Source organism: Candidimonas humi, from assembly GCF_019166065.1.
GTDB lineage: Bacteria > Pseudomonadota > Gammaproteobacteria > Burkholderiales > Burkholderiaceae_B > Candidimonas > Candidimonas humi.
This window is the reverse complement of sequence record NZ_JAHTBN010000002.1, coordinates 271811-298460: the sequence shown is the minus strand read 5'-3', so window position 1 is coordinate 298460 and position 26650 is coordinate 271811. Positions and strand designations below refer to the sequence as shown.

At 64.2% G+C, this 26650-nt stretch carries 21 protein-coding genes and 1 tRNA gene; 17 read left to right on the top strand and 5 right to left on the bottom strand.

What is annotated here, in order from left to right; translation table 11 throughout:
* Positions 1-12: 12 nt before the first annotated feature.
* The 10 genes from tuf to rpoC all read left to right on the top strand — a co-directional run bounded on the left by tuf (position 13) and on the right by rpoC (position 13468).
* Positions 13-1203 carry an elongation factor Tu gene (tuf, locus tag KVP10_RS04820; protein ID WP_217963312.1) on the top strand — a complete coding sequence of 397 codons (1191 nt, stop codon included), beginning with the start codon at positions 13-15 and terminating at the stop codon, positions 1201-1203.
* A 253-nt stretch (positions 1204-1456) separates the two neighbouring features.
* Positions 1457-1532 (top strand) — tRNA-Trp (locus KVP10_RS04815).
* Between the two features lie 49 nt (positions 1533-1581).
* Positions 1582-1962 (top strand): preprotein translocase subunit SecE, encoded by a 381-nt coding sequence (gene secE / locus KVP10_RS04810; protein WP_217963337.1) that lies wholly within the window; start codon positions 1582-1584, stop codon positions 1960-1962.
* A 9-nt stretch (positions 1963-1971) separates the two neighbouring features.
* Entirely contained in the window at positions 1972-2505 is a 534-nt protein-coding gene (gene nusG / locus KVP10_RS04805; protein ID WP_217963336.1) for a transcription termination/antitermination protein NusG, read from the top strand.
* A gap of 65 nt (positions 2506-2570) precedes the next feature.
* Complete coding sequence (gene rplK / locus KVP10_RS04800; protein WP_217963334.1) at positions 2571-3002, top strand: 50S ribosomal protein L11; 432 nt, start codon at positions 2571-2573, stop codon at positions 3000-3002.
* A gap of 3 nt (positions 3003-3005) precedes the next feature.
* Complete coding sequence (rplA, locus tag KVP10_RS04795) at positions 3006-3701, top strand: 50S ribosomal protein L1 (protein ID WP_217963332.1); 696 nt, start codon at positions 3006-3008, stop codon at positions 3699-3701.
* Between the two features lie 261 nt (positions 3702-3962).
* Positions 3963-4487: a 50S ribosomal protein L10 gene (gene rplJ / locus KVP10_RS04790; protein ID WP_217963330.1), complete on the top strand. Its 525-nt coding sequence runs from the start codon at positions 3963-3965 to the stop codon at positions 4485-4487.
* A 74-nt stretch (positions 4488-4561) separates the two neighbouring features.
* The gene (gene rplL / locus KVP10_RS04785) at positions 4562-4942 is read left to right on the top strand and encodes a 50S ribosomal protein L7/L12 (protein ID WP_217963329.1); all 381 of its coding nucleotides are present in this window, start codon (positions 4562-4564) and stop codon (positions 4940-4942) included.
* Positions 4943-5102: 160 nt separating this feature from the next.
* Positions 5103-9215 (top strand): DNA-directed RNA polymerase subunit beta, encoded by a 4113-nt coding sequence (gene rpoB, locus KVP10_RS04780; RefSeq protein WP_217963328.1) that lies wholly within the window; start codon positions 5103-5105, stop codon positions 9213-9215.
* Positions 9215-13468 (top strand): DNA-directed RNA polymerase subunit beta', encoded by a 4254-nt coding sequence (gene rpoC, locus KVP10_RS04775; RefSeq protein ID WP_217963327.1) that lies wholly within the window; start codon positions 9215-9217, stop codon positions 13466-13468. The genes rpoB and rpoC overlap by 1 nt, the downstream gene beginning before the upstream one ends.
* A 215-nt stretch (positions 13469-13683) precedes the next feature.
* Here the strand turns inward: rpoC and KVP10_RS04770 are convergent, their stop codons facing one another.
* Together KVP10_RS04770 and KVP10_RS04765 are read right to left on the bottom strand one after the other, a co-directional pair.
* Complete coding sequence (locus tag KVP10_RS04770; protein WP_217963326.1) at positions 13684-14469, bottom strand: IclR family transcriptional regulator; 786 nt, start codon at positions 14467-14469, stop codon at positions 13684-13686.
* Positions 14466-14921 (bottom strand): hypothetical protein, encoded by a 456-nt coding sequence (locus KVP10_RS04765; protein WP_217963325.1) that lies wholly within the window; start codon positions 14919-14921, stop codon positions 14466-14468. Before KVP10_RS04765 ends, KVP10_RS04770 begins: the two co-directional genes overlap by 4 nt.
* Between KVP10_RS04765 and KVP10_RS04760 the strand changes: the two genes are divergently transcribed.
* From KVP10_RS04760 to KVP10_RS04730, 7 genes are all read left to right on the top strand, one after another.
* The gene (locus KVP10_RS04760; RefSeq protein WP_246600334.1) at positions 14803-16209 is read left to right on the top strand and encodes an MmgE/PrpD family protein; all 1407 of its coding nucleotides are present in this window, start codon (positions 14803-14805) and stop codon (positions 16207-16209) included. The genes KVP10_RS04765 and KVP10_RS04760 overlap by 119 nt on opposite strands.
* A 165-nt stretch (positions 16210-16374) precedes the next feature.
* Positions 16375-17337 carry a Bug family tripartite tricarboxylate transporter substrate binding protein gene (locus KVP10_RS04755; RefSeq protein ID WP_217963322.1) on the top strand — a complete coding sequence of 321 codons (963 nt, stop codon included), beginning with the start codon at positions 16375-16377 and terminating at the stop codon, positions 17335-17337.
* 29 nt (positions 17338-17366) lie between these two features.
* The gene (locus KVP10_RS04750) at positions 17367-18236 is read left to right on the top strand and encodes an alpha/beta fold hydrolase (RefSeq protein ID WP_217963321.1); all 870 of its coding nucleotides are present in this window, start codon (positions 17367-17369) and stop codon (positions 18234-18236) included.
* Positions 18233-18982 (top strand): maleate cis-trans isomerase family protein, encoded by a 750-nt coding sequence (locus KVP10_RS04745; protein ID WP_217963320.1) that lies wholly within the window; start codon positions 18233-18235, stop codon positions 18980-18982. Before KVP10_RS04750 ends, KVP10_RS04745 begins: the two co-directional genes overlap by 4 nt.
* A gap of 114 nt (positions 18983-19096) precedes the next feature.
* Positions 19097-20068 (top strand): ornithine cyclodeaminase family protein, encoded by a 972-nt coding sequence (locus KVP10_RS04740; protein ID WP_217963319.1) that lies wholly within the window; start codon positions 19097-19099, stop codon positions 20066-20068.
* 184 nt (positions 20069-20252) lie between these two features.
* Complete coding sequence (locus KVP10_RS04735; protein WP_217963318.1) at positions 20253-21329, top strand: Dyp-type peroxidase; 1077 nt, start codon at positions 20253-20255, stop codon at positions 21327-21329.
* Complete coding sequence (locus KVP10_RS04730; protein ID WP_217963317.1) at positions 21322-22125, top strand: family 1 encapsulin nanocompartment shell protein; 804 nt, start codon at positions 21322-21324, stop codon at positions 22123-22125. Before KVP10_RS04735 ends, KVP10_RS04730 begins: the two co-directional genes overlap by 8 nt.
* 28 nt (positions 22126-22153) lie before the next feature.
* Here KVP10_RS04730 and KVP10_RS04725 read toward each other — a convergent pair whose 3' ends face one another.
* From KVP10_RS04725 to KVP10_RS04715, 3 genes are all read right to left on the bottom strand, one after another.
* Positions 22154-24541 carry a CHASE2 domain-containing protein gene (locus KVP10_RS04725; RefSeq protein WP_217963316.1) on the bottom strand — a complete coding sequence of 796 codons (2388 nt, stop codon included), beginning with the start codon at positions 24539-24541 and terminating at the stop codon, positions 22154-22156.
* Positions 24542-24633: 92 nt separating this feature from the next.
* Positions 24634-25737, bottom strand: coding sequence for a FecR family protein (locus KVP10_RS04720; RefSeq protein ID WP_217963315.1), 1104 nt, complete (start codon positions 25735-25737; stop codon positions 24634-24636).
* A gap of 65 nt (positions 25738-25802) precedes the next feature.
* Positions 25803-26510 (bottom strand): response regulator transcription factor, encoded by a 708-nt coding sequence (locus KVP10_RS04715; protein WP_217963314.1) that lies wholly within the window; start codon positions 26508-26510, stop codon positions 25803-25805.
* Positions 26511-26650: the final 140 nt, after the last annotated feature.

The following is a 26650-nucleotide window of genomic DNA, read 5'->3' as shown; positions in this document are numbered from 1 at the left end:
CAGGAGTCAGCCATGGCAAAAGGCAAGTTTGAACGGACCAAACCGCACGTGAACGTGGGAACGATAGGTCACGTGGACCACGGCAAAACGACGTTGACGGCGGCGATCACGACGGTGCTGTCGGCGGCCTTCGGAGGCGAAGCCAAGGGCTACGACCAGATAGACGCGGCGCCCGAAGAGCGCGCACGCGGGATCACGATCAACACGGCGCACGTGGAATACGAGACGAAGAACCGTCACTACGCGCACGTGGACTGCCCGGGACACGCGGACTATGTGAAGAACATGATCACGGGTGCGGCGCAGATGGACGGTGCGATCCTGGTGGTGTCGGCGGCCGACGGCCCGATGCCGCAGACGCGCGAACACATACTGCTGAGCCGTCAGGTGGGCGTGCCGTACATCATCGTGTTCCTGAACAAGGCGGACATGGTCGATGACGAAGAGCTGCTGGAGCTGGTGGAAATGGAAGTGCGCGAGCTGCTCTCGAAGTACGACTTCCCGGGCGACGACACGCCGATCGTGAAGGGCTCGGCCAAGCTGGCGCTGGAAGGCGACAAGGGCCCGCTGGGCGAGCAGGCGATCCTGGCGCTGGCCGAGGCGCTGGACACGTACATCCCGACGCCGGAGCGCGCGGTGGATGGCGCGTTCCTGATGCCTGTGGAAGACGTGTTCTCGATCTCGGGCCGCGGCACGGTGGTGACGGGCCGTATCGAGCGCGGCGTGATCAAGGTCGGCGAAGAAATCGAAATCGTCGGGATCAAGGCGACGCAGAAGACGACGTGCACGGGCGTGGAAATGTTCCGCAAGCTGCTGGACCAGGGCCAGGCGGGCGACAACGTCGGGATTCTGCTGCGCGGCACGAAGCGCGAAGACGTGGAGCGCGGCCAGGTGCTGGCCAAGCCGGGTTCGATCAACCCGCACACGGGCTTCACGGCCGAGGTGTACATCCTGTCCAAGGAAGAGGGCGGCCGTCACACGCCGTTCTTCAACGGGTATCGTCCGCAGTTCTACTTCCGCACGACGGACGTGACGGGGACGATCGACCTGCCCAAGGACAAGGAAATGGTGCTGCCCGGGGATAACGTGTCGATGACGGTGAAGCTGATAGCGCCGATCGCCATGGAAGAAGGGCTGCGCTTTGCAATTCGCGAAGGTGGCCGTACCGTCGGCGCCGGCGTCGTTGCAAAAATCCTGGAATAAGGGTTATACTCTAACGTTCGATGCGTGCCTGGCCAAAGTTTGGGCTTACACGCATCGACCAAGAGCAGTTTCAAAGAGCGGGGCTTTAAGTCAAAACGGCGCAAGTCAAAACGGTGTAAGTCAAGCCGGTATAGATCGGGTGCGGGCCCAACAGCTTGCGCGAAGACGATTTATGCCAGAAGCGTGCGGTTTTGCGCAAAACGGCTTACGCGTAACGGCATGGCGCAGTTTGTGGCCTTTGCTCGACGGGTTTAGGGGTATAGCTCAATTGGCAGAGCGTCGGTCTCCAAAACCGAAGGTTGAGGGTTCGATTCCTTCTGCCCCTGCCACGAATCATATCGCAAGAACGCGCCTGTGGCGCGGATCTGGCGTCGGAATATGTCTAACACCAACGTAGAAACCGTTACTAGCACTCGGGATCGTCTCAAGCTGGGCCTGGCGGTGCTTGTCATCATCGCCGGCATCGTGGCTTTTTCGATGCTCGAGGGTCGGCCCGCACTGGTTCGCGTCGGTGTCTTCATAGGAAGCCTGGTGGTGGCCGCGCTCATCGCGTGGTTCAGCGAACCGGGCCGTCGCACCCTGAGCTTCGGCCGCGACTCCTACAACGAAGTCAAGCGCGTCACGTGGCCCACACGCAAGGAATCGACCCAGATGACGGGTATCGTGTTCGCTTTCGTGGCCGCCATGGCGCTGCTGTTGTGGGTGGTCGACAAGCTGATGGAATGGATCATCTATGGTCTGTTGCTGGGTTGGAAATAAAGGGCACGCATGAGCAAGCGTTGGTATGTCGTCCATGTCTATTCCGGGATGGAAAAAAGCGTGCACAAGGCGTTGCTCGAGCGCATCGAGCGTGCCGGCCTGCAGACTTCTTTCGGGCGCATCCTGGTTCCTTCCGAAGAAGTGGTAGAGGTCAAGGGCGGCAAGAAGTCCATATCCGAAAGGCGCATCTTCCCGGGCTATGTCCTGGTCGAGATGGATCTCACCGATGAAACCTGGCACCTGGTGAAAAACACCAATCGCGTCACGGGTTTCCTCGGCGGCTCGGGCAACCGCCCCGCGCCGATCTCCGAACGCGAGGTCGAGAAGATCCTGTCGCAGATGGAAGAAGGCGTCGAGAAGCCCAGGCCCAAGATCCTCTTCGAGGTGGGCGAGATGGTGCGCGTCAAGGAAGGTCCGTTCGCCGATTTCAACGGCAACGTCGAAGAAGTGAATTACGAGAAAAGCAAGGTGCGGGTGTCGGTGACGATTTTCGGCCGCGCCACCCCTGTGGAACTCGATTTCGGCCAGGTCGAGAAGACCTGATTTTCAATACCGGGGAGCAGGGCGGCGCGCGTCGCCCCTGCGTCTGAACCCGCAAGGAGCAAAGCATGGCGAAGAAAATCGTCGGCTTCATCAAGCTGCAAGTCCCGGCTGGCAAAGCCAACCCGTCCCCCCCGATCGGCCCCGCGCTCGGTCAGCGCGGGCTGAACATCATGGAATTTTGCAAGGCGTTCAATGCCAAGACCCAAGGCATGGAACCGGGCCTGCCGATTCCGGTGGTGATCACCGCGTACGCCGACAAGAGCTTCACGTTCATCATGAAGACTCCGCCGGCCACCGTCCTGATCAAGAAGGCTTCCGGCGTGCAGAAAGGTTCTTCGCGGCCCAACGCCGACAAGGTCGGCACGCTGACTCGCGCCCAGGCCGAGGAAATCGCCAAGACCAAGGCGCCGGACCTGACCGCCGCCGATCTGGATGCCGCCGTGCGCACGATCGCCGGTACCGCCCGCAGCATGGGCATTACGGTCGAAGGGGTGTAAGCCATGGCCAAGATCAGCAAACGTACTGCCGCCATCCAGGCCAAGATCGACCGCAGCAAGTTCTACCCGGTCGCCGAAGCCCTGGCCCTGGTCAAGGAAACCGCCACCGCCAAGTTCGACGAGTCGATCGACGTCGCCGTGCAACTGGGCATCGACCCCAAGAAGTCCGACCAACTGGTGCGCGGCTCCGTGGTCTTGCCCGCCGGTACCGGCAAGTCGGTGCGCGTGGCCGTGTTCGCCCAGGGCGACAAGGCCGAGGCTGCCAAGGCTGCCGGCGCCGATATCGTCGGCCTGGAAGACCTGGCCGAACGCATCAAGGGCGGCCAGCTCGACTTCGACGTGGTGATCGCTTCGCCGGACACCATGCGCGTGGTCGGCGCCCTGGGCCAGATCCTCGGCCCCCGCGGCCTGATGCCCAACCCCAAGGTGGGCACCGTCACCCCCGACGTCGTCACCGCGGTCAAGAACGCCAAGGCCGGCCAGGTGCAGTACCGCACCGACAAGGCGGGCATCGTGCATGCCACGATCGGCCGCGCTTCGTTCGGTATCGAGCAACTGCAGACCAATCTGGCTGCGCTGGTCGATGCGCTGAACAAGGCTCGTCCCGCTGCCGCCAAGGGTATTTACCTGCGCAAGCTTGCCGTGTCGTCCACCATGGGCGGCGGCGCTCGCGTTGAAATCGCCACGCTGTCCGCCTGATAGCGGCGCGTTGGCAAACAGAACTTTGGGCCGTGCCCGGCTTGCCGGGCGCTGCTGTCAAAGACCGCTGGAGCCGGGGCTCGTGCGACATGCTGCAAGTCCACGCGGTTCAGGCTTAATCCCGAAGCTGTGCGCAGCATCGGATCCAGCGCAGACGGCGTCCATGGAAGATTTCTTTACTCAAGAACTCGACCAGGTGCGCCGCATTCGGTTGACGCAAGGGAACCTTTCCCAGGCGTCTTTTGATGGAGTGTTCAAACCGTGAGTCTCAATCGCCAAGAGAAAGCGGTAGTGATCGAAGAGGTTGCTGCAGAAATTGCAAAGGCCCAGTCGATTGTTATCGCCGAGTACCGTGGTCTGGACGTCGCCTCTGTCACCGTATTGCGCAAAACTGCGCGTGAGTCGGGCGTGTATCTGCGTGTTCTGAAGAACACGCTGGTTCGCCGTGCTGTGTCCGGCACCCCTTTCGAGGGTATGTCGGAACAGCTTACCGGTCCGCTGATCTATGGTATCAGCACTGACCCGGTATCGGCGGCCAAGGTACTTGCCGGTTTCGCAAAGAGCAACGAAAAGCTGGTTCTGAAAGGCGGGGCGCTGCCCAATAACGTCTTGAACCTGGAAGGCGTGAAGGCCCTGGCCACCATGCCCTCCCGCGACGAGCTGCTCTCGAAACTGCTGGGCACCATGCAAGCCCCGATCGCGCAATTTGTGCGTACGCTCAACGAAGTTCCCACCAAGTTCGCCCGCGGCCTCGCTGCCGTGCGCGACCAGAAGCAAGCCGCGTAAAGCGGGGCGCTACTTCGTCGAACGACCGAGCGACACCCAACCCTGGCAAATTATTCAATCTGGAGTTCTAGAAAATGGCATTAAGCAAAGCTGAGATCCTTGACGCGATCGCCGGCATGACCGTGCTCGAGCTGTCCGAGCTGATCAAGGAAATGGAAGAAAAATTCGGCGTGTCGGCTGCTGCCGCCGCCGTGGCCGTGGCTGCCCCCGCTGCCGGTGGCGCCGCCGCCGCTGCTGAAGAGCAGACCGAATTCACCGTGGTGCTGGCCGAAGTCGGCGCCAACAAGGTGAGCGTCATCAAGGCGGTGCGTGAAATCACCGGCCTGGGCCTGAAGGAAGCCAAAGACCTGGTCGACGGCGCTCCCAAGCCTGTCAAGGAAGGTCTGGCCAAGGCTGATGCCGAAGCCGCCAAGAAGAAGCTGGAAGAAGCTGGCGCGAAAGCCGAGCTCAAGTAAGCGCTTTTTCGCCTGCCCGGGAAGAGCGATGGCCTTCCCGGGCTTTTGCGTTTCCAGAAAACCTGTGATTCGTCACCGCTTGCGCGCCAGAGTCGGGTTTTCCGGAGTCGTAAACCAGGGCCGTGGTTGACGGCCAATGTAACCTCGAGTCGGAGTGCTCATGCCTTATTCGTACACCGAAAAAAAGCGCATACGCAAGAGCTTCGCCAAGCGCGAGGACGTGCAAGACGTCCCGTACCTGCTGGCGACTCAACTGCATTCATTCAAAACTTTTTTGCAGGCGGATACTACACCTTCCAAACGAAAAGATGAAGGCCTGCAGGCAGCGTTCACATCAATCTTTCCGATCGTAAGCCATAACCAGATGGCCCGCCTCGAGTTTGTCAGCTATATCTTGGGCGAGCCCGTGTTCGACGTCAAGGAGTGCCAACTGCGTGGCCTGACCTACGCGTCGCCGCTGCGCGCCAAGGTGCGCCTGGTCCTGATGGACCGCGAAGTCAGCAAGCCGACGGTCAAAGAGGTCAAGGAACAAGAAGTATACATGGGCGAAATTCCGCTCATGACCGATACCGGTTCCTTTGTCATCAACGGCACCGAGCGCGTCATCGTTTCGCAGCTGCACCGTTCGCCGGGCGTGTTTTTCGAACACGACCGCGGCAAGACGCACAGCTCCGGCAAACTGCTGTTCTCGGCCCGCGTGATTCCCTACCGCGGTTCGTGGCTGGACTTCGAGTTCGATCCCAAGGACATCCTGTTCTTCCGCGTCGACCGCCGCCGCAAGATGCCCGTGACGATCCTGCTCAAGGCCATCGGCATGACGCCCGAGTCGATCCTGGCACACTTCTTCGATTTCGACAACTTCGAAATCCACAAAGAAGGCGGCATGCTCGAGTTCGTCCCCGACCGCTGGAAGGGCGAAGTGGCGCGCTTCGACATCACCGATCGCGCCGGCACGGTCATCGTCGAAAAAGACAAGCGCATCAACGCGCGGCACCTGCGCGACCTGGCCGCGGCCAAGGTCGAGTATGTATCCGTGCCCGATGATTTCCTGGTCGGCCGCGTGCTGGCCAAGAACGTCATCAACGCCGAGACCGGCGAAGTCGTGGCCAATGCCAACGATGAAATCACCGAGACCTTGCTTGCCGACCTGCGCGAAGCGGGCGTGACCCACATCCAGGCGCTGTACACCAACGACCTGGATCGCGGCCCCTATATCTCGCAGACCTTGCGCACCGACGAAACCGCCGACCAGATGGCGGCGCGCGTGGCCATCTATCGCATGATGCGCCCCGGCGAGCCTCCCACCGAGGACGCCGTCGAGGCCTTGTTCCAGCGCCTGTTCTACAGCGAAGAAGCCTACGATCTGTCGCGCGTGGGCCGCATGAAGGTCAACAGCCGCCTGGGTCGCGGCGACGACATCACCGGCCCGATGACGCTCACCAACGAGGACATCCTCGACACCATCAAGGTGCTGGTGGAACTGCGCAACGGCCGTGGCCAGATCGACGATATCGACCACCTGGGCAATCGCCGCGTGCGTTGCGTGGGCGAGCTGGCCGAGAACCAGTTCCGCGCCGGCCTGGTGCGGGTCGAGCGTGCCGTCAAGGAACGCCTGGGCCAGGCAGAGACCGAAAACCTCATGCCGCACGACCTGATCAATTCCAAGCCGATTTCCGCGGCCATCAAGGAATTCTTCGGTTCGAGCCAGTTGTCGCAGTTCATGGACCAGACCAACCCGCTGTCGGAAATCACCCACAAGCGCCGCGTCTCGGCCCTGGGGCCCGGCGGCTTGACGCGCGAGCGCGCGGGCTTCGAAGTGCGCGACGTGCATCCCACGCACTACGGCCGCGTGTGCCCGATCGAAACGCCGGAAGGCCCGAACATCGGCCTGATCAACTCGATGGCGCTGTATGCGCGCCTGAACGAGTACGGCTTCCTCGAAACCCCGTACCGCAAGATCGTCGACGGCAAGGTCAGCGAGCAGGTCGACTACCTGTCGGCCATCGAAGAAAGCAATTACGTCATCGCGCAGGCCAACGCGCAGCTCGACGAGCAGGGACGCTTCACCGACGAACTGGTGGCTTGCCGCCAGGCCGGCGAAACCATCATGACCGCGCCGCAGAACGTGCACTACATGGACGTGGCGCCGTCGCAGATCGTGTCGGTGGCGGCTTCGCTGATTCCGTTCCTCGAGCACGATGACGCGAACCGCGCGCTGATGGGCGCCAACATGCAGCGCCAGGCCGTGCCTTGCCTGCGTCCCGAGAAGCCGCTGGTGGGCACGGGTATCGAGCGCACCGTTGCGGTCGACTCGGGCACCACGGTGCAGGCGCGCCGCGGCGGCGTGGTCGACCACGTCGACGCCGAGCGCGTGGTGATCCGCGTCAACGACGACGAGAACATCGCCGGCGAGGTCGGGGTCGACATCTACAACCTCATCAAGTACACCCGTTCCAACCAGAACACCAACATCAACCAGCGCCCCATCGTCCGGCGCGGCGACCACGTCGCCCGCGGCGACGTGCTGGCCGACGGCGCCTCGACCGACCTGGGCGAGCTGGCGCTGGGCCAGAACATGCTGGTGGCGTTCATGCCCTGGAACGGCTACAACTTCGAGGACTCGATCCTGATCTCCGAGAAGGTCGTGGCCGACGATCGCTACACTTCGATCCACATCGAAGAGCTGACCGTGGTGGCGCGCGACACCAAGCTGGGCGCCGAGGAAATCACGCGCGACATCAGCAACCTGGCCGAAACGCAGCTCAATCGCCTGGACGATTCGGGCATCGTGTACATCGGCGCCGAAGTGCGCGCCGACGACGTGCTGGTGGGCAAGGTCACGCCCAAGGGCGAGACCCAGCTCACTCCCGAAGAAAAGCTGCTGCGCGCGATCTTCGGCGAGAAAGCGTCCGACGTGAAGGACACCTCGCTGCGCGTGCCCTCGGGCATGATCGGCACCGTCATCGACGTGCAGGTCTTCACCCGCGAAGGCATCGACCGCGACAAGCGCGCCCAGTCGATCATCGACGACGAACTGCGCCGCTATCGCCAGGACCTCAATGACCAGCTTCGCATCGTCGAGGACGACACCTTCGACCGTATCGGCAAGTTCCTGTCCGGCAAGACCGTCAACGGCGGCCCGCGCAAGCTGGCCAAGGGCGCGGCGGTGACGGCCGAGTACCTGGCCGACCTCGACCGCTGGCAGTGGTTCGACATCCGGCTGGCCGACGAGGCCCATGCCGTGGTGCTGGAACAAGCCAAGGAATCGCTCGAGCAGAAGCGCCACCAGTTCGACCTGGCCTTCGAGGAAAAGCGCAAGAAGCTCACGCAGGGCGACGAACTGCCCCCGGGCGTGCTGAAGATGATCAAGGTCTACCTGGCCGTCAAGCGCCGCCTGCAACCCGGCGACAAGATGGCCGGCCGCCACGGCAACAAGGGCGTCGTCTCGCGCATCACGCCGGTCGAGGATATGCCGCACATGGCCGACGGCACACCCGTCGACATCGTGCTCAATCCGCTGGGCGTGCCTTCGCGGATGAACATCGGCCAGGTGCTCGAAGTGCACTTGGGCTGGGCCGCCAAGGGCGTGGGCCGGCGTATCGCCGACATGCTCGAGGAAGAAAAAGCGGCGCAGGCCAAGGGCATCCGCTCCTACCTCGAAAAGGTCTACAACACCACCGGGGCAGGCGCACGCATCGCCGAAATGAGCGACGAGGACATCGTCGAGATGGCCCGCAATCTCAGCAACGGCATGCCGTTCGCCACGCCGGTGTTCGACGGCGCGACCGAAGAGGAAATCGGCAAGATGCTGGAACTGGCCTACCCCGACGAGGTGGCGCACGACCTGAAGCTGACCGACAGCCGCACGCAGGCGTGGCTGTTCGACGGCCGCAACGGCGAGCAGTTCGAGCGTCCGGTCACGGTCGGCTACATGCACTACCTGAAGCTGCACCACTTGGTCGATGACAAGATGCATGCCCGTTCCACCGGCCCATACTCGCTGGTGACGCAGCAGCCGCTGGGCGGCAAGGCCCAGTTCGGCGGACAGCGTTTCGGCGAAATGGAAGTCTGGGCACTGGAAGCCTACGGTGCCTCGTACACACTGCAAGAGATGCTGACGGTCAAGTCCGACGATATCTCGGGCCGTACCAAGGTCTACGAGAATATCGTCAAGGGTGATCACGTCATCGATGCCGGCATGCCGGAATCCTTCAACGTGCTCGTCAAGGAAATTCGGTCTCTGTCTCTCGACATGGATTTGGAGCGTAAATAATGAAAGCGCTACTCGACCTTTTCAAACAAGTCACGCAGGACGAGCAATTCGATGCCATCAAGATCGGCATCGCGTCGCCCGAAAAGGTGCGGTCCTGGTCTTACGGCGAAGTCCGCAAGCCCGAGACCATCAACTACCGCACCTTCAAGCCCGAGCGCGACGGCCTGTTCTGCGCCAAGATCTTCGGTCCCATCAAGGACTACGAATGCCTCTGCGGCAAGTACAAGCGCCTGAAGCATCGCGGCGTAATCTGCGAGAAGTGCGGCGTCGAAGTCACGGTCGCCAAGGTGCGCCGCGAGCGCATGGGCCACATCGAGCTGGCCAGCCCGGTGGCGCACATCTGGTTCCTCAAGAGCCTGCCTTCGCGCCTGGGCATGGTGCTGGACATGACGCTGCGCGACATCGAGCGCGTGCTGTACTTTGAAGCCTGGTGCGTGATTGAGCCCGGCATGACGCCGCTCAAGCGCGGCCAGATCATGTCCGACGACGACTTCCTTGCCAAGACGGAAGAATACGGCGACGACTTCCACGCCCTGATGGGCGCCGAAGCCGTGCGCGAACTGCTGCGCACGATCGATATCGATCGCGACGTCGAGCATCTGCGCGCCGAGCTCAAGGCCACCACGTCCGACGCCAAGATCAAGAAGATCTCCAAGCGCCTGAAGGTGCTGGAAGGCTTCCAGAAATCGGGCATCAAGCCGGAATGGATGGTCATGGAAGTGCTGCCCGTGCTGCCTCCCGACCTGCGTCCGCTGGTGCCGCTGGACGGCGGGCGCTTCGCCACGTCCGACCTGAACGACCTGTACCGCCGCGTCATCAATCGCAACAACCGCTTGAAGCGCCTGCTCGAACTGAAAGCGCCGGACATCATCCTGCGCAACGAGAAGCGCATGCTGCAGGAATCGGTGGATTCGCTGCTGGACAACGGCCGCCGCGGCAAGGCCATGACCGGCGCCAACAAGCGCCAGCTCAAGTCGCTGGCCGACATGATCAAGGGCAAGAGCGGGCGCTTCCGCCAGAACCTGCTGGGCAAGCGCGTCGACTACTCGGGCCGTTCGGTCATCGTGGTGGGCCCGCAGCTCAAGCTGCACCAGTGCGGCCTGCCCAAGCTCATGGCGCTGGAACTGTTCAAGCCCTTCATTTTCAATCGTCTAGAAATGATGGGCCTGGCCACCACCATCAAGGCCGCCAAGAAGCTGGTCGAAAGCCAGGAGCCCGTGGTCTGGGACATTCTCGAGGAAGTCATCCGCGAGCATCCCGTCATGCTCAACCGCGCCCCGACGCTGCACCGCCTCGGCATCCAGGCTTTCGAGCCGGTGCTGATCGAAGGCAAGGCCATCCAGTTGCATCCGCTGGTCTGCGCGGCGTTCAACGCCGACTTCGACGGCGACCAGATGGCCGTGCACGTGCCGCTGTCGCTGGAAGCGCAGCTCGAGGCCCGCACCCTGATGCTGGCGTCGAACAATGTGCTGTTCCCGGCCAACGGCGAACCGTCCATCGTGCCCTCGCAGGATATCGTGCTGGGCCTGTACTACACCACCCGCGAGCGCATCAACGGCAAGGGCGAAGGCCTGTTCTTCATGGACGTGGCCGAAGTCCAGCGCGCCTACGACAACGGCGAGGTCGAGCTGCAAAGCCGCATCACCGTGCGTCTGAACGAGTACGAAAAGGACGCCGCCGGCGAATGGCAGCCCGTGCTGCGCCGCTTCGAGACGACCGTGGGCCGTGCCTTGCTGTCCGAGATCCTGCCTCATGGGCTGCCGTTCTCGGTGCTGAATCGCCCGCTCAAGAAAAAGGAAATCTCGCGCCTGATCAACCAGTCGTTCCGCCGCTGCGGCTTGCGCGCGACTGTGATCTTCGCCGACAAGCTGATGCAGTCGGGTTTCCGCCTCGCCACCCGCGGCGGCATCTCGATCGCCATGGGCGACATGCTGATCCCGCGCGTCAAGGAAGAAATCCTTGCGCAGGCCAGCAAAGAGGTCAAGGAAATCGACAAGCAGTATTCCTCGGGCCTGGTCACCGCGCAGGAACGCTACAACAATGTGGTGGACATCTGGGGCAAGGCCGGCGACAAGGTCGGCAAGGCCATGATGGAGCAACTGGCCACCGAGCCGGTGGTCAACCGCCACGGCGAGGAAGTGCGCCAGGAATCGTTCAACTCGATCTACATGATGGCCGACTCGGGCGCTCGCGGTTCCGCCGCGCAGATCCGCCAGTTGGCCGGCATGCGCGGCCTGATGGCCAAGCCTGACGGCTCGATCATCGAGACGCCGATCACCGCGAACTTCCGCGAAGGCCTGAACGTACTGCAGTACTTCATCTCGACTCACGGCGCGCGCAAGGGCCTGGCCGACACCGCCTTGAAGACGGCGAACTCCGGCTACCTCACGCGCCGCCTGGTGGACGTGACGCAAGACCTGGTCATCACCGAGAACGACTGCGGCACCACCCACGGCTACTCGATGAAGGCCCTGGTCGAGGGCGGCGAAATCATCGAACCGCTGCGCGACCGCATTCTCGGCCGTGTCGCGGCGGTGGACATCGTCAACCCCGAATCCCAGGAAACGGCGATCCCGGCCGGCACCTTGCTCGACGAAGACCTGGTCGAACTCATCGACCAGATCGGCGTGGACGAGGTCAAGATCCGCACGCCGCTTACTTGCGAAACGCGCCACGGGCTGTGCGCGCATTGCTACGGCCGCGACCTGGGCCGCGGCAGCATGGTCAACAAGGGCGAAGCGGTCGGCGTCATCGCCGCGCAGTCGATCGGCGAGCCGGGCACGCAGCTCACGATGCGTACCTTCCACATCGGCGGTGCGGCTTCGCGCGCCGCCATGGCCAGCTCGATCGAGACCAAGTCCAACGGCAGCATCGGTTTCGCCATCACCATGCGCTACGTCACCAACGCGAAGGGTGAACGTGTCGCCATTTCGCGTTCGGGCGAGCTGGTGGTGTTCGATGACAATCGCCGCGAGCGCGAGCGCCACAAGGTGCCTTACGGCGCGACCGTGCTGGTGGGCGACGGCGACACCGTCAAGGCCGGCCAGCGCCTGGCTACGTGGGATCCGCTGACCCGGCCCATCGTGTCCGAATATGCTGGGCAGGTGCGCTTCGAGAACATCGAGGAAGGCGCCACGGTGGCCAAGCAGGTCGACGAAGTCACGGGCCTGTCCACGCTGGTGGTGATCACGCCCAAGACGCGCGGCGGCAAGTCGATGATGCGTCCGCAGATCAAGCTGATCAACGAGGCTGGCGAGGAAGTCAAGATCGCCGGCACCGACCACGCGGTCAACATCTCGTTCCCGGTCGGCGCGCTGATTACCGTGCGCGACGGCCAGGAAGTCTCTGTGGGCGAGGTGCTGGCGCGTATTCCGCAAGAATCGCAAAAGACGCGCGACATCACCGGCGGTCTGCCGCGGGTGGCCGAGCTGTTCGAAGCGCGTTCGCCCAAGGACGCCGGCATGCTGGCCGACGTCACCGGCACGGTTTCGTTCGGCAAGGACACCAAGGGCAAGCAGCGCCTGGTCATCACCGACCTGGACGGCGTGGCGCACGAGTTCCTGATTCCCAAGGAAAAGCAGGTGCTGGTGCACGACGGCCAAGTGGTCAACAAGGGCGAAATGATCGTCGACGGCCCGGCCGATCCGCACGACATCCTGCGTTTGCAGGGTATCGAGCGGCTGGCCAGCTACGTGGTCAACGAAGTGCAGGACGTCTACCGTCTGCAGGGCGTGAAGATCAATGACAAGCACATCGAAGTGATCGTGCGCCAGATGCTGCGGCGCGTGAACATCGTCGATGCCGGCGACACCAACTTCATCCCCGGCGAACAGGTCGAACGTTCGGAGCTTCTCAACGAGAACGATCGCGTGGAGGCCGACGGCAAGCTGCCGGCCACCTACGAGAACGTGCTGCTGGGCATCACCAAGGCCTCGCTGTCGACCGACTCCTTCATCTCCGCGGCCTCGTTCCAGGAAACGACCCGCGTGCTGACCGAGGCGGCCATCATGGGCAAGCGCGACGACCTGCGCGGCTTGAAGGAAAATGTCATCGTCGGCCGTCTGATCCCGGCCGGTACCGGCATGTCCTACCATACCGCCCGCAAGGAAAAGGAATCTCTCGAAGCCGCGGAACGCCAGGCCGCTCGCGCCCTGGCCAATCCGTTCGAGGATGCCCCCGTGACGGCCACCGCCGACACGCAGGACAGCCCCGTTCAGGAAGAGGGCGATTCCTCGGCAGGCGCCCAGGAGTAGTCGCAAGATTCCGTCGCGACGGAATACAGAGCCGGGCCTATGGCCCGGCTTTTTTGTGCGCCCGGGCCGGGAAAGCCGCCGGGCCGCCCGGCGCATTTTCGGTTCGGATGTTTGCAGTCTGCGAAACACCGCATGTGGGGCGCCGCAAAAGGGCGCAAATTATTTGCGCCCGGCTTTTGCTCCGGCGCCTTGCATGCGGCGGGCTGCGCCGCCGATCAGGACCAGCCCAGCCGCTGCGTCAGTGTCGCCGCCGCTACGCGCAGCAGGGCGATCAGGGTATTTTCCTTCCCCGGCTCGTAGCGGAAATCGGGAATCGTCACCGTCAAGTTCCCGCGTATGTCGCCGCGGAAATCGAAGAAGGGCATCGACACGCCGAAGGCGCCCGGCGCACGCTGGGCGTGGCTGAGCGCGTAGCCCTGGTCGCGGATGACTTGCAGCGAGTGCAGCAACTCGTCTTTGTCCATGGGGCGCTGGTCCAGCGGCGAGGGCTCGGCGCGTTGTATCACCTGGTCGATTTCGTCCTGGCTCAGGAACGCCAGCAGCGAACGGCCCGCCGCGCCCCAGCCTAGCGGCTCCAGCCGGTTTTTCTCGATGCGGTAGCGCAAGGGATGCGCGGGCGAGGCCGAAAGCGCAAAGAACATCTTCAGCTCGTTGCGCACCAGCAGCGTGAGCAGGACGGTCTCGTCCGTCTGGTCGCGCAGTTCTTGCAGGATGGGAGTGCCGATCTGGTTGATGGGGGCTTCGGACGCCAGCCGTCCGGCCAATCGGTAAAGCTCGATGCCCGGCATGTAGTGGCCGTCTTCGCCCTGCGTGACGAAATTCAGCGGCTTGCACAGATTGAGCAGCCGGTGAGTGGTGGCGCGCGGCAGGTTCAGGTTGCGCGACAGTTCGTTCAGGCCCCAGCTTTCTTTTTCGGCGAAACACGTAAGGATGCGCAGCACCCGGTTCACGGTGCCGTTGTCGGCGGCCGCTGCGGGTTGGGGCGATTCTGTTGGTTTCATAGGGCTAAGTGCAGGGGGAGAGGCGCGGCGCGATGCCGCTTGCCTGGGTGATTTTTCCCCAAAGTATAGATGAGTCTGGAATATGGCCCGCACGATAAGCGTTCGTTGGCGGCAAGTGCGCGCAGGATGTCGCGTGGGTGCTTGCCATTCGATTCGGTGCAGGCATATAATCCGTTCAACGATACATTGATCCGTTTAACGGAACAAATTCCAAGAATCGGGCTACCCGGCTTGCCCTGTGCGCCTTGCGGCGCAGGCGCAATATCCGGCGGCATGACCCGGTCGACAGTGGCGGTGCGGACGCACCCCATCACGTAGCCAGGGACATAAAGCATGCACAGGACAAATACGAGGACAAATACGGCGCAGGGCGCATCGGCAAACCCGGGTCCGGATTCCGAAACCCTCGGCGCTCCGGCGAAAACGGTGTCCCAGGCCTGGGCGGCGTTCATCCACGATACCCATTTTCGTACGCTGCCCGAGCCTGTTGTTGCGCAGGCAAAGTCTCGTTTATTGGATGCGCTCGCCACCGCCATAGCGGCACGCGACCTGCCCGTGCCGGGCGTGGCGCGCCGCTATGCACAGGCCAATCGCGGGCCCGCCTCGGTCATAGGGCACGACGACCGGCTGCCGCCCATGGATGCGGCATTTGTCAATGCCACGCTGGTCAATGGCTGCACGCACGACGATTTCCTGGCCAAGTCTCACCCGGGCGCCGTCGCCATACCCGCGGCCTTGGCGCTGGGCGAGGCGCATGACGGCAGCGGTGCGGCACTCCTGGCCGCCATAGTGCTGGGCTACGATATCGTGGCGCGCGCTTATCTCGGCGCCCCGGGCATGCTGCCGGCTTTTCGCGCCACCGGCGTGGCCGGCGCCATCGGCGCGGCGGCCGCGGCGGGGAAAATGCTGGCCCTGAACCCGCCGCAACTGGTCAGCGCGCTGGGTTGCGCGGCCATGTTCGCGTCGGGATTCGGCGAAGGTTTCCGCTCCGGAACCATGGACGTCAAGCTCAATGTCGGGTGGGCGGCCCGAACGGGCGTGTCGGCGGCCGAGCTGGCCGCGGCGGGCGCCACGGCCTCGCCCCGGGCATTCGAAGGCGAATCCGGATATTTCCGCGCCTTCGGCCGCAGCGCCGAGTACGCCGCCCAGGCCACGCGCGATCTGGGAAAGCGGTTCCTGATCGAAGACGTGGTCTACAAAGAAAGGCCCGTCTGCATCTTCGTGCAGACCCCGGTGCATCTGGCATTGGAGCTCAAAGCGCGCCATGGCCTCGATCCTGCGCGTATCGAGCGCGTCGCGATACGCGCGCCCTTGCCGACCCTGACCAATCCCGGATACAAGAATGTGGCCCCGTATCGGTCGCCGCTGCAGGCCCGCATCAGCGTGCGCTTCACGGTCGCCGCCGCCTTGCTCGGGCGGCCGGTGGGCGAATACGCCTATTACGAAAATATTGCGGATGCCGAAGTGCTGGCGTTGTCGGACCGGATAGATTTGCTGGAACCCGCGGCCGACCAGGGCGGCCGTGTCGACCTGGAAGTGGTATGCGCGAACGTCTCTTACGCCATCTCGGGCCTGGAAATGGACAGCCTCACGCCCACTCCCGAAAAGATCGTCGCCAAGTTCAGGCGCCTGGCCGCGCATCTGCCGGCGGGCCGTGCCGAAGAAATATTGCACATGGTCCTCGCGCTGGAGGACGTGCCGCATATCGGCGCCCTGACGGCGCTGCTGCGATCGGACTGACCGGATGACAGCGTCGTCGGGCATGGCGCTGGCCGCAGCGGCCCGAGGGCACCGCCTGGCCAGATTGTTCCGTCTTCCGCGGCCCACCTTCGTTCCAGAAAAAACACGAGAAGCAGAAGCGACGACACACAACAGCAAGACCGATACCCACCAGGAGGAAACCCCATGAAATTGACCAGCCTAGTAACGGCAGCGATCGCGGCATGCACCATCGGCGCAGCCGCGCATGCCGCGTATCCCGATCACCCCATACACGTCATCGTGCCGTTCCCGCCGGGCGGCTCCACCGATGTAGTGACGCGGATCGTCGTGGACAAAGCGCAGCAACTGCTCGGGCAGAACATCATTGTCGAAAACCGCGGCGGCGCCGGCAGCATCATCGGTTCGGCTTATGTGGCCAAGGCTGCGCCTGACGGCTATACGCTGCTGGTGGGCCAGACCGCGTTCGCGGTCAATGCTTCACTGCGCGCCAAGCTGCCCTACGACACCATCAAGGATTTCACCCCGATTGCCCTGATGGCGGATCACCCAGGCGTATTCCTGGCCCAGTATCAAAAGCCGTACAACACCTTCAAGGAATTCATCGCATATACCAAGGCGCACCCCGGCAAGGTGGTGTTTTCGTCCGCCGGCACCGGCAGTTGGCCGCACCTGGCGATGACCATGCTTGAAAACGATGCCGGCTTGAAGATGGTGCATGTGCCCTATCAGGGCACGGGCCCCGCCAAGGCCGACCTGATCGCCGGCCGCGTGGACGTCAAGATCGAGGCCTATGCCACGTCGATGGGCATGGTCAAGGAAGGCAAGCTGAAGGTGTTGGCCGTCACCAGCGCAAAACGCGATCCGGTGCTGCCCAATATCCCGACTATTGCGGAGTCGGGATATCCGGGCTACGAAACGTCCTATTGGATAGGGCTGCTCGGGCCGGCCGGCATGCCGCCCGCCGTCAGGGCCAAGCTGGAAAAGGTCTTCATGCAGGCGGTGAACGATCCCGAGGTGCAGAAGAAACTCGATGCCCAGACCATCCATCCGCATGCGATGGACGGCAAGGGCCTGGAAGCGCTGATCCACAAGGAAATCGCCAAGTGGGCTGCGGTAATCAAGGCAGGCAATATCGAGAAACAATAGCGGCAGTCTTTAAGGGAAGCCCCAGCCTCATGCAAGTATACGGAGAGCACTACGCGGCGGCCCGCCGCAACACGCAGCGCGCCACGATTGCGCCGGGCCTCGACATCGCCTATGTCGTGGACGACTACACCGACGGCTGGGCGGATCCGCCGCTGGTGATGCTGCTGCACGGCATCGCCGAATCGGCGGAAGCCTACGCGGCATGGGTGCCGACGCTGGCTCGGCGTTGCCGCGTCGTGCGCGTGGACCTGCGAGGCTATGGCTTGTCTTCGCCGGTGCATGAACACGATGCGCTGACGATTGACCAGTTGGCCGACGACATCGACGCGCTGGCCGCCCGGCTGGGCGGGCCCATCCACGTCGTGGGCGCCAAGCTGGGCGCGCAGGTGGCGCTGGAGCTGGCACAGCGCGGCGTGCCCTGGATGGCTACACTGACCCTGGCCGGCGTGCTGATTTCCCCGGGCGGCGCGCTGGGCAAATGGGTCGACGACTGGCTGGGCCTGGTGGATCGCTCGGGCGTGGAGGGCTGGGCGCGGGCGACCATGCCCGGCCGCATGGGCGCGGCGCTGTCCGCCGAGGCCATGCTGTGGTGGGCGCGCTACATGGGCTGGGCCCCCGCGGATACGGTCAAGGCGTGCCTGCGCATGCTGCCGCGACTGGCCGAACCTGCGCGCCTGGAAGCCGTGCGCTGTCCGACGCAGGTCATTGTCGCCGTCCAGCCCGAACGGCCCGGCGCGTATGATCAACGGCAGTCGGTGGCGGAAGTGCGCCGGTGGCAAAGCCGCATCCCGGGGTCGGTGCTGGTCGAGCTGCAAGCGGATGCCTATCACATCGCCGCTACGCATCCGGATGATTGTGCGGCCATTACCTTGAACTTCATCGAAAGGATTTCATCATGATGGGTTGGCGCGGCCGTATCGGCTTCCTGGTTCCTCCCGGCAATCCGACTGTCGAGCCCGAGATGGCGCAGTTGGTCCCCAAGGGCGTGTCCCTGCATTTCACGCGCATGGTCGCCCACGGCGAGACCGGCACGCACGCGGGACAGGAAGACCGCAACCGGACCCAGATCGAGCACCTGCCCGAGAACGTGGCGCTGCTCGCCATGGTGAAGCCGGATGTGATCGTCATGGCGCACACAGCCACCAGCTATACCTTGGGCAAAGCGGGCGAGGCCGAGCTGGTCGCGCGCATGGAACAAATGCACGGCATTCCTTTCATCACCGCTTTCGGCAGCGTGCTGGCCGCATTGGCGCATTTGCGCGTCGAGCGCGTGGCCTATGCCACGCCCTACAATGAGCAGACGACGCTGCGGGGCAAGGCCCACCTGGAAGCATATGGCCTGAACGTCGTTTCCCACGGCATCTTGCCCAACGTGACGAACATCTACGACGAAACCCCGGAGCGCGCCTACACGCTGGGCCGGCAGGTGGACCATCCGGATGCCCAGGCCTTGTTCCTGAGCGGCGTGGGCATGCCGACGGTGGGGGCGATCAAGCCTCTGGAATCCGACCTGGGCAAGCCGGTGCTGTCCAGCGCCACCGCCATGATGTGGAACGCATTGCGCATCATAGGCGTGAACAACAGCGCCGAAGATGGCGGCCTATTGCTATCCGGCGCCGCCCCGGGGGCGCCGGGGCGCACTTGATGCCGGCCCGTGCGCGGGCTGCCGATGCATTCGTTTTTCTATCGTGTGGCTGGCCGCGAGCGCGGCCAGCCCGTTTTTTCCCGCGGCGCGAGCCGCTACGAACAGGATACTGGCATGGTGCTCTACATGAATGAATCGGACGTGCGGCAGCTATTGCGCATGCCCGAGGTTATCGAAGAAGTCGAACGCGCGTTTTCGGCCCACGGCCGCGGCAAGGCCTTCGATGTTCCGCGCCGCCGCACGCGGCAGCCGGGCGGGCATCTGCATATTCTCCAGGCGGCCGCCCCCGAGATCAATGCGATAGGCTACAAGGCCTATTACAGCAGGCCCGGCAAACCGCTCAACAGCCACCTGCACATCATGAACTACGAGCAAGGCCACACCGAGGCCATCATCGAATCGGATTGGCTGGGGCGGATACGCACGGGTGCGGCAACCGCGGTGGCGGCGCGTTATCTGGCGCGCAAAGAGTCCCATATCCTGGGCTTGTTCGGCCACGGCCGTCATGCGCGGACGCAGCTCGAGGCGGTCTGCGCGGTACGCGACATCACTGAAGTAAAAGTTTTTGGCCGCAACGCCGAAGGCGTGCGGGCCTTCTGCGACGAAATGTCGCAGCGCGTTTCGGCCGAGCTGCGGCCGGCGCGATCCAGCGAAGAGGCAGTACGTGACTCGGACATCATCGTAACCATGACGCGCGCCTCCGAACCCCTGTTCGACGGCCGTTGGCTGGAACCCGGGCAATTCATCGCGGCGACAGGCTCCAATGCCTTGAACCGGCGCGAGATCGATACCGAAACCGTGAGACGCGCCGATCTCGTCGTGGTGGATTCGCGCGAAGTCGCGCAGGGCGAATCCGGCGACCTGCTGCCCGCTTATGAAAGCGGCCTGATTTATTGGGAGAACCTGGCGGACATGGGCGGGGTCGTCGCCGGCCGCTGGCCCGGCCGCACATCGAACGACCAGATTACCTTGTTCGAGTCGCATGGCATGGCGGTCCAGGATCTTTACGTCGGCGCCGCGCTGTTGAAGCTGGCGCGCGAGCGCGGGGCCGGCCTGTCGCTGCCGATCGGCCCCGCGCAGGATTGATGGCTACAGCCGCGTGCAATCGAGGCCGGCACGGCCGGCCGTAAGGCAAGCACCCGGCGGCATGGCCCAGGTATATGATATATAGCCGTATCGACCCGACTGCCGAGCGGCTCTTTCGCGCTCCCGTGCCGATATTGGATAATTCTGTTTCAATAGATCGCAAGAACCCGATATCACTGGACCCATGCCCGAACAATCTCCCGAACCCCAGGCCGTCGTCGCGCCGGTCACGCGCAGCACGATTTTCATAGTCGCGACGCTCGCGGCAGACGACGATGGCCTCGATACCGTGCGCGCCTGGTGCGCGGACGTTGCCGCGCTCGTGCGTTCCGTCGGCAAGCGCGTGCCCGACGGCAATCTGTCCTGCGTCTGCGGCTTCGGCTCCGGGGCCTGGGATCGCTTGTTCGGCGCGCCGCGTCCCGCGGAGCTGCATCCGTTCCGTGAATTCGGCGCCGGCGACCGCCGCGCCATCGCGACGCCCGGCGACTTGCTGCTGCACATACGCGCCGACCGTATGGATCTTTGCTTCGAGCTCGCCACTTTGCTGGTGGGGCGCCTGGGCGACGCGGTCTCGGTGGTCGACGAAGTGCATGGTTTCCGCTACTTCGACCTGCGCAGCATGGTGGGCTTTGTCGATGGCACCGAGAACCCCGCAGGCCGCGAGGCGCTCGAGTTCACGCTGGTCGACGACGATCCCGAATTCATCAACGGCAGCTACGTCCTCGTGCAGAAGTACCTACACGATATGGCCGGCTGGAATGCGCTGCCGGTCGAAACCCAGGAACGCATCATAGGCCGCACCAAGCTGGCGGACATCGAGCTCGACGAGGCCGTCAAGCCCACGTCCTCGCACAGTTCGCTGACGACGCTCGAAGAAGACGGGCGGGAAATCAAGATCCTGCGCGACAACATGCCTTTCGGCCGCCCCGGGTCGGGCGAATTCGGCACGTATTTCATCGGCTACGCCCGCTCCCCCGCGCCCATCGAGCAGATGCTCGAAAACATGTTCGTGGGCAGGCCTCCGGGCAACTACGACCGGCTGCTCGACTTCAGCCACGCGGTCACGGGCGGGCTGTTCTTCGTGCCCTCGGCCGACCTGCTCGAAGCGCTCGCGGACCGCAGTCCACAGGCTGCCGACGCGGACACCGAAGAGGCGGCCGCGCCGGCCCTCGCGCCTGTCGCTGTCCCCGCTCCGGCCCCGGCGTCACAGGATGGCTCACTGAGTATCGGCTCTCTAAAAGGAACTCCCCAATATGAATAATCTGCATCGAGAACTTGCCCCCGTCTCCAGCGCGGCCTGGCAGCAAATCGAAGAAGAGGTGGCGCGTACCTTCAAGCGTTCCGTTGCCGGCCGGCGCGTGGTCGATGTCGAGGGGCCTGCCGGCGCGGAACTGGCCGCAGTGGGAACTGGGCACAGGCGCGTCGTGGCGGCTCCGCAAAAGGGCATTGATGCCAGGCTGCGCGAGGTGCGGGTGGTGGTCGATCTGACCGTGCCCTTCGAGCTGCAGCGCGAGGCCATCGACGGCGTCGAGCGCGGCGCCAATGATTCGGACTGGCAACCGGCCAAAGACGCCGCCAAAAAGCTTGCCTATGCCGAAGACCAGGCGATCTTCGACGGCTACAAGGCCGCCGGCATCGTCGGGATACGCGAGGGCTCATCGAACAAGGCGCTGGCGCTGCCGGCGAATGTCGGCGACTATCCCGAGGCTATCGGCAATGCGCTCGAGCAACTGCGGCTGGCAGGCGTGGACGGCCCCTATTCGGTCCTGCTGGGCGCCGATGCCTACACCGCGCTGGGCGGCGGAAGCGACGAAGGCTATCCCGTCATCGGACACATCAAGCGCATACTCAACGGCGAGATCATCTGGGCGCCGGCGATCAACGGCGGCTGCGTAGTGTCCACCCGTGGCGGCGACTTCGAACTGCATCTCGGCCAGGACTTGTCGATCGGCTACCAGAGCCATGACGACAAAGTCGTGCGGCTCTATCTCTACGAGAGCCTGACGTTCCTGATGCTGACCGCCGAAGCCTCGGTATCGGTGGTGCCGGGGCGCTGAGCGCCCGCGGCGTTTCGTCCCTGCGCTTTTACGCTTCCTGCCGCGGCGCCGCCGCATGCTGCGCGGCGGCCTTCGGCAGGCGCACGGTGAAGGTGCTGCCCAGGCCGGGCTGGCTGTCGGCTTCGATGGTGCCGCGGTGGCGGGTGATGACGGCCTTGACGAAGGCCAGGCCCAGGCCGGCTCCGGGCGGATTGTCCGGATGGTCCTCGTCCAGGCGCACGAACGGCGTGAACAGCGTCGCCAACTGAGTCCGATCCATGCCTCGGCCGTGGTCCTGCACGGTCAATACCCAATATCCGCTGTGCGTGCCCAGGCGGCACAGCACGCGGCTGTCGGCGGGGCTGTATTTGATGGCGTTGTCCACCAGATTGCCCAGCGCGCGCCCGAGCATTTCGCGGTCGCCTTCCATAGGCGCTTCGGGCTCGTCGTGAACGAACTCGACGCGGCTGCCGCGCTTATGGGCTAGCGCCCAGTATTCGTCGCAGATTTCGCTCAAGAGGTCGACCAGGTCCAGCGGCCTGCGCGCAAGCACCATGGACTCCGCGCGCGCGAGCTGCACGAAACCGTCGACCAGCCGCAGTGTCTTGCGCGAGTATTGGTCGATGCGCGCCAGCAGTTCCGGCTCGGGCAAGGCCGTGCGCGGATTGCGCTGCAGTTCGAGCAGGGCGAGGATCGAGTTCTGCGGCGAGCGCATGTCATGCGACACGAAACGCAAGGTTTCCTCGCGCCGTCTTTGGGCTGCGCGTATCGGTGAAATGTCCACGAGCGTCAGGATCGTGCCGGCGCTCGTGCCGTCGGCGCGGCGTATAGGCAGGCCCTTGAGGAGCATGTCGTGGCTGCCGCCATCCTTGACTTCTATGCCCTGGTGCCACAGGCCCAGGATAGGTGCTCCGTCCGGCGGCCCTTTGGCGCCGGCCTGCCCCAGCAGCAGCGCGATGCGATGCCGCTGGCCCGCCGCCGTGACGATATTGCGCAAGTATTCGTCGGCGCTCGCGCCGTCGGCGGGGCGCGGGTCGCCCAGCCGTTCGGCATAGGCGAGAGCGGCGGCGCTGGCGAAACGCAGCACGCCGTCGGTGTCGAAGATGACGGTGGGGTCCGGCGTCGCGTCCAGGCTGTCGGCGAAGAACTGCCGCAGGTGGCGGACCTGGTCGATGGCGCCGTGCAGTTTGATGACGCGCCCCGGCAGCGACTGGTCGCCGCCGTCTGCGTCGCGTATGAGCGCGTGCTCCCGGAAGGGGCTGCGCTCGCGCTGCAGCTTGGACAGCTCGCGATCGATTTGGCGCAGCGCGGCTTCCTGGCTGCGCCAGCTCCATATGGGGTAGCTGAGCGCAGTTCCTATCAGGCCCGCCGACGGCGCCACCCAGCCATGGGCGAGATACATGTACAGCCAGTCGCCGGCGAAAATTGCCGCCAGTATCGACACCGTGGCAAAGAACGAGCGCCGCGGTGACAGATAGCGCATCAGCAGGCACGCGATCAATACCGGCAGCATCGCCAGCAGCGCAGTCTGCAGCCGCGTGGGAGTGTGTATCCAGGTGTCTTGTATGGTGGCTTGCAGCGCGTTGGCCAATATCTCGACGCCGGACATGCCCTTGCCGCCCGTGCCCAGCGGCGTCGGGAACGCGTCGCCCAGGCCGGTGCTCCAGGCGCCGATCAGCACGTACTTGCCCGCGAACGCCGTCTCGGGCACCGTTCCGTCCAGCACGGCCCGGTAGGAATACATGGTGAAGTGGCCCGGGCCGCCCGCATAAGGTATGAGCCGGGGCGCCAGGGTAGCCGGCGGCGGCAGCCGCGCAAGAACCCGATGTGCGCCTCCCGCCTCGAGCAACGCAAGGACGAAGTGGGGAATGTACTGGCCCGTTCCCAGCTTCTGGCCCAGGGTGATCGAGCGCACCGTTCCGTCGGAATCGGGACGTATATTGATGTAGCCCAGGGCCCGCGCCGCCTGGGCCAGGGCCGGCAGGGGCCTGCGCGCGGACAGCCCGTCCAGCACCAGGGGCATGACGACCCGGCCCTGCGCGCTGATGGCCCGGGCCAGCCGGGCGTCGTCTTCGGGAAAATAGGAATCGGGCGCGTCGAACACGATGTCCATGCCCACCGCGCGCGCGGCGTGCAGCCGATCGAGCAGCCTGGCGTGCACCTGGCGGCGCCAGGGCCAATGCCCGATTTCATCGAGGCTGCCGTCGTCGATGGCGATAATGACGATGTCCGACAGCGCCGGCCGATGGCTGGACGTGGACAGGGCCACGTCGTAGAACACTTGGTTCAGCCGGAACAGGCCGGTGCTGGTCGCGAAATAGCTGAGCAGGAAGGTCAGCATCGCCAGCGCCGCCAGCACCATCTGCCATTCGAAGAATATGCGGCGGTCCAGGCGGTCCCAGAAGCCCGGGCGCGGATGGCGTTGGCGTCCCGCCATGTCAGGCCAGCCTCGCTGGGCCCGAGGTATCAGCGCGGCACGCAGGCCGCGGAACATCCGGCGAGGGCACGGCGCGTGGAAGTCGTTTCACTTCAATAGTCTGTCAGACGGACGTAGCCTCCGAAACCGGTCCTGATGGGCGAGCCGTCGCTGCTGCGCAGCACGCTGGCGCCCTTGAAGCTCTCGCGCGCGTCCAGGCCGCCGATGCCGAGAGCGTCGATGGCGCGTACCACTACATAGTAGGTGCCCGGTCCCGGCGAAGAGAAGCTGATTTCGGGTTTCGTGAATTCCTGGCTGGACACCAGGTCGGCGCCGGCAGCATCGGACGATACCCGCACCAGATATTTGACGGCGCCGGGGACGGCGGGGAACGACAGCGAGCGGCCGCCGAACTGCTTGGGGTCGAGCGGCGGCAGGGCGGGCGCCGGAAGCAGGGGCCGCACGCCGAGCAGCTTGCCTTGCGGGCCGATAGCGGCGCCCTGGCTCTGGTGCAGCGTGGCGTTTTGCGACTGTTGCGAACTGAGGTGGGCGACACCCTTGACCACTTCACTCTGTGCGCCCTGCGGCGAGGCATGCACGCGCAGCACGGTGCCGCGCACGCCGGTGATGCTCAAGGGTGTGCGAACCTCGAAGCGCCCGACGCCCGATCCCTTGGGCGCTACGGAAGATTCCACCGAGCCTTGCTTGACGTGGATGATGGAATCGGTGAGGCCGACGTTCTTGAAGGCCCGCAGACGATTCAGAGTAAGAGAGGAAGACGAGGGCACCGACAGCAGGCTGCCGTCGGTCAACTGCAGCGTGACGAAGCCGCCCGGCCCGGTTACGACGGTCTGGCCTTCGGGCACTCGGGACTGGGCGCTTATCTGCCGCCCGTTCGCGCTGGCTTGCCCGGTGACGTGCACCACGATGGCGTCGGCGGGCACTTCGGGGATGATGGCGAACGGGATGCGCAGTTCTTTGCCTATGGGCAGCGCGGTGGTGTCCTGCACATTGTTCAGGCTCTGCAGGCGCGGCCAGTTGCTGGTCCCGGTGGTGTAGCGCTGCGCCAGGCCGATCAGGGTGTCTCCCGCCATTACCTTGTACAGGAAATCGTCGCCGCTGGCGCCCGCGGCCTGGGCGCGAGCCGCGTTGGGGGCCGAGGCCAGAGCCGCCGCCAGCAGCAGTAACGCGGAAAATCGGGTGAGGCTGAGAAACATGGTTCTGATCGCTTTACTTTATTGTTCGTTGCTTGTTTGCTGCCAGGCCCGGGCGGCCCCTGCCGTCATGGTGATTCGTTGGGATTGGCCACCAGCTCCAGGCGGTAGCCTAGTGCATAAGAGGAAATCAGGCGTACGCCGTTTTCCGGGCGTAGCTGCAATTTCTGGCGGATATTGGACAGGTGCGTGTCCAGGGTGCGGGAGGTGGCCGGAATTTCCCGATTCCAGACCGTGGCACTGAGCACGTCGCGGGAGAACAGCCGTCCCGGATTGCGCAGGAACAGGCGAGCCAGTTCGTATTCTTTGGGGGCCAGTGTGACGACCTGGCCATGCAGGCTGATGCTTGCGGTCGAGGGTTCGACGCTGTAGTCGCCCAGGCTGAACGGCTGGTTGTCGGCCGCTCCGGCATTGTGGCGGCGCAGCAACGCCGCGACGCGCGCCTGCAGTTCGGCACGGCGTATGGGCTTGGTCATGTAGTCGTCGGCGCCGGCCTGCAGGCCGACGACCAAGTCTTCTTCCAGCGTGTGGCTGGTGACGAACAGCACTGGAATCGTATAGCCCAGGTTGCTGCGTACCCAGCGCAGCACGTCCAGCCCCGAGACATCGGGGATTTCCCAGTCGATCAGCAGCAGGTCGAAGGCTGATGATTTTTGCAGCGCGGCAAGCAGGTCGCCGCCGAGGGGGAAAATCGTGCAGGCATGGCCGGCCTCTTCCATGGTCTGGCGTATCAGTTGCGCCTGCGTCGGATCGTCTTCGAGAGATGCTATGTTCATACGGTGATTGCGTGAGCGCCTGGAATCGTTCGGGTCTGGTGCCGGGAAAAAGAGGTTCGCCGAAAGGTTCGCCCGGCGAGAGACTGCAGATGTGGCATATTATCGCCGTGGTGTTGGGGGCTTGGGCCGCGTCTTGCTGC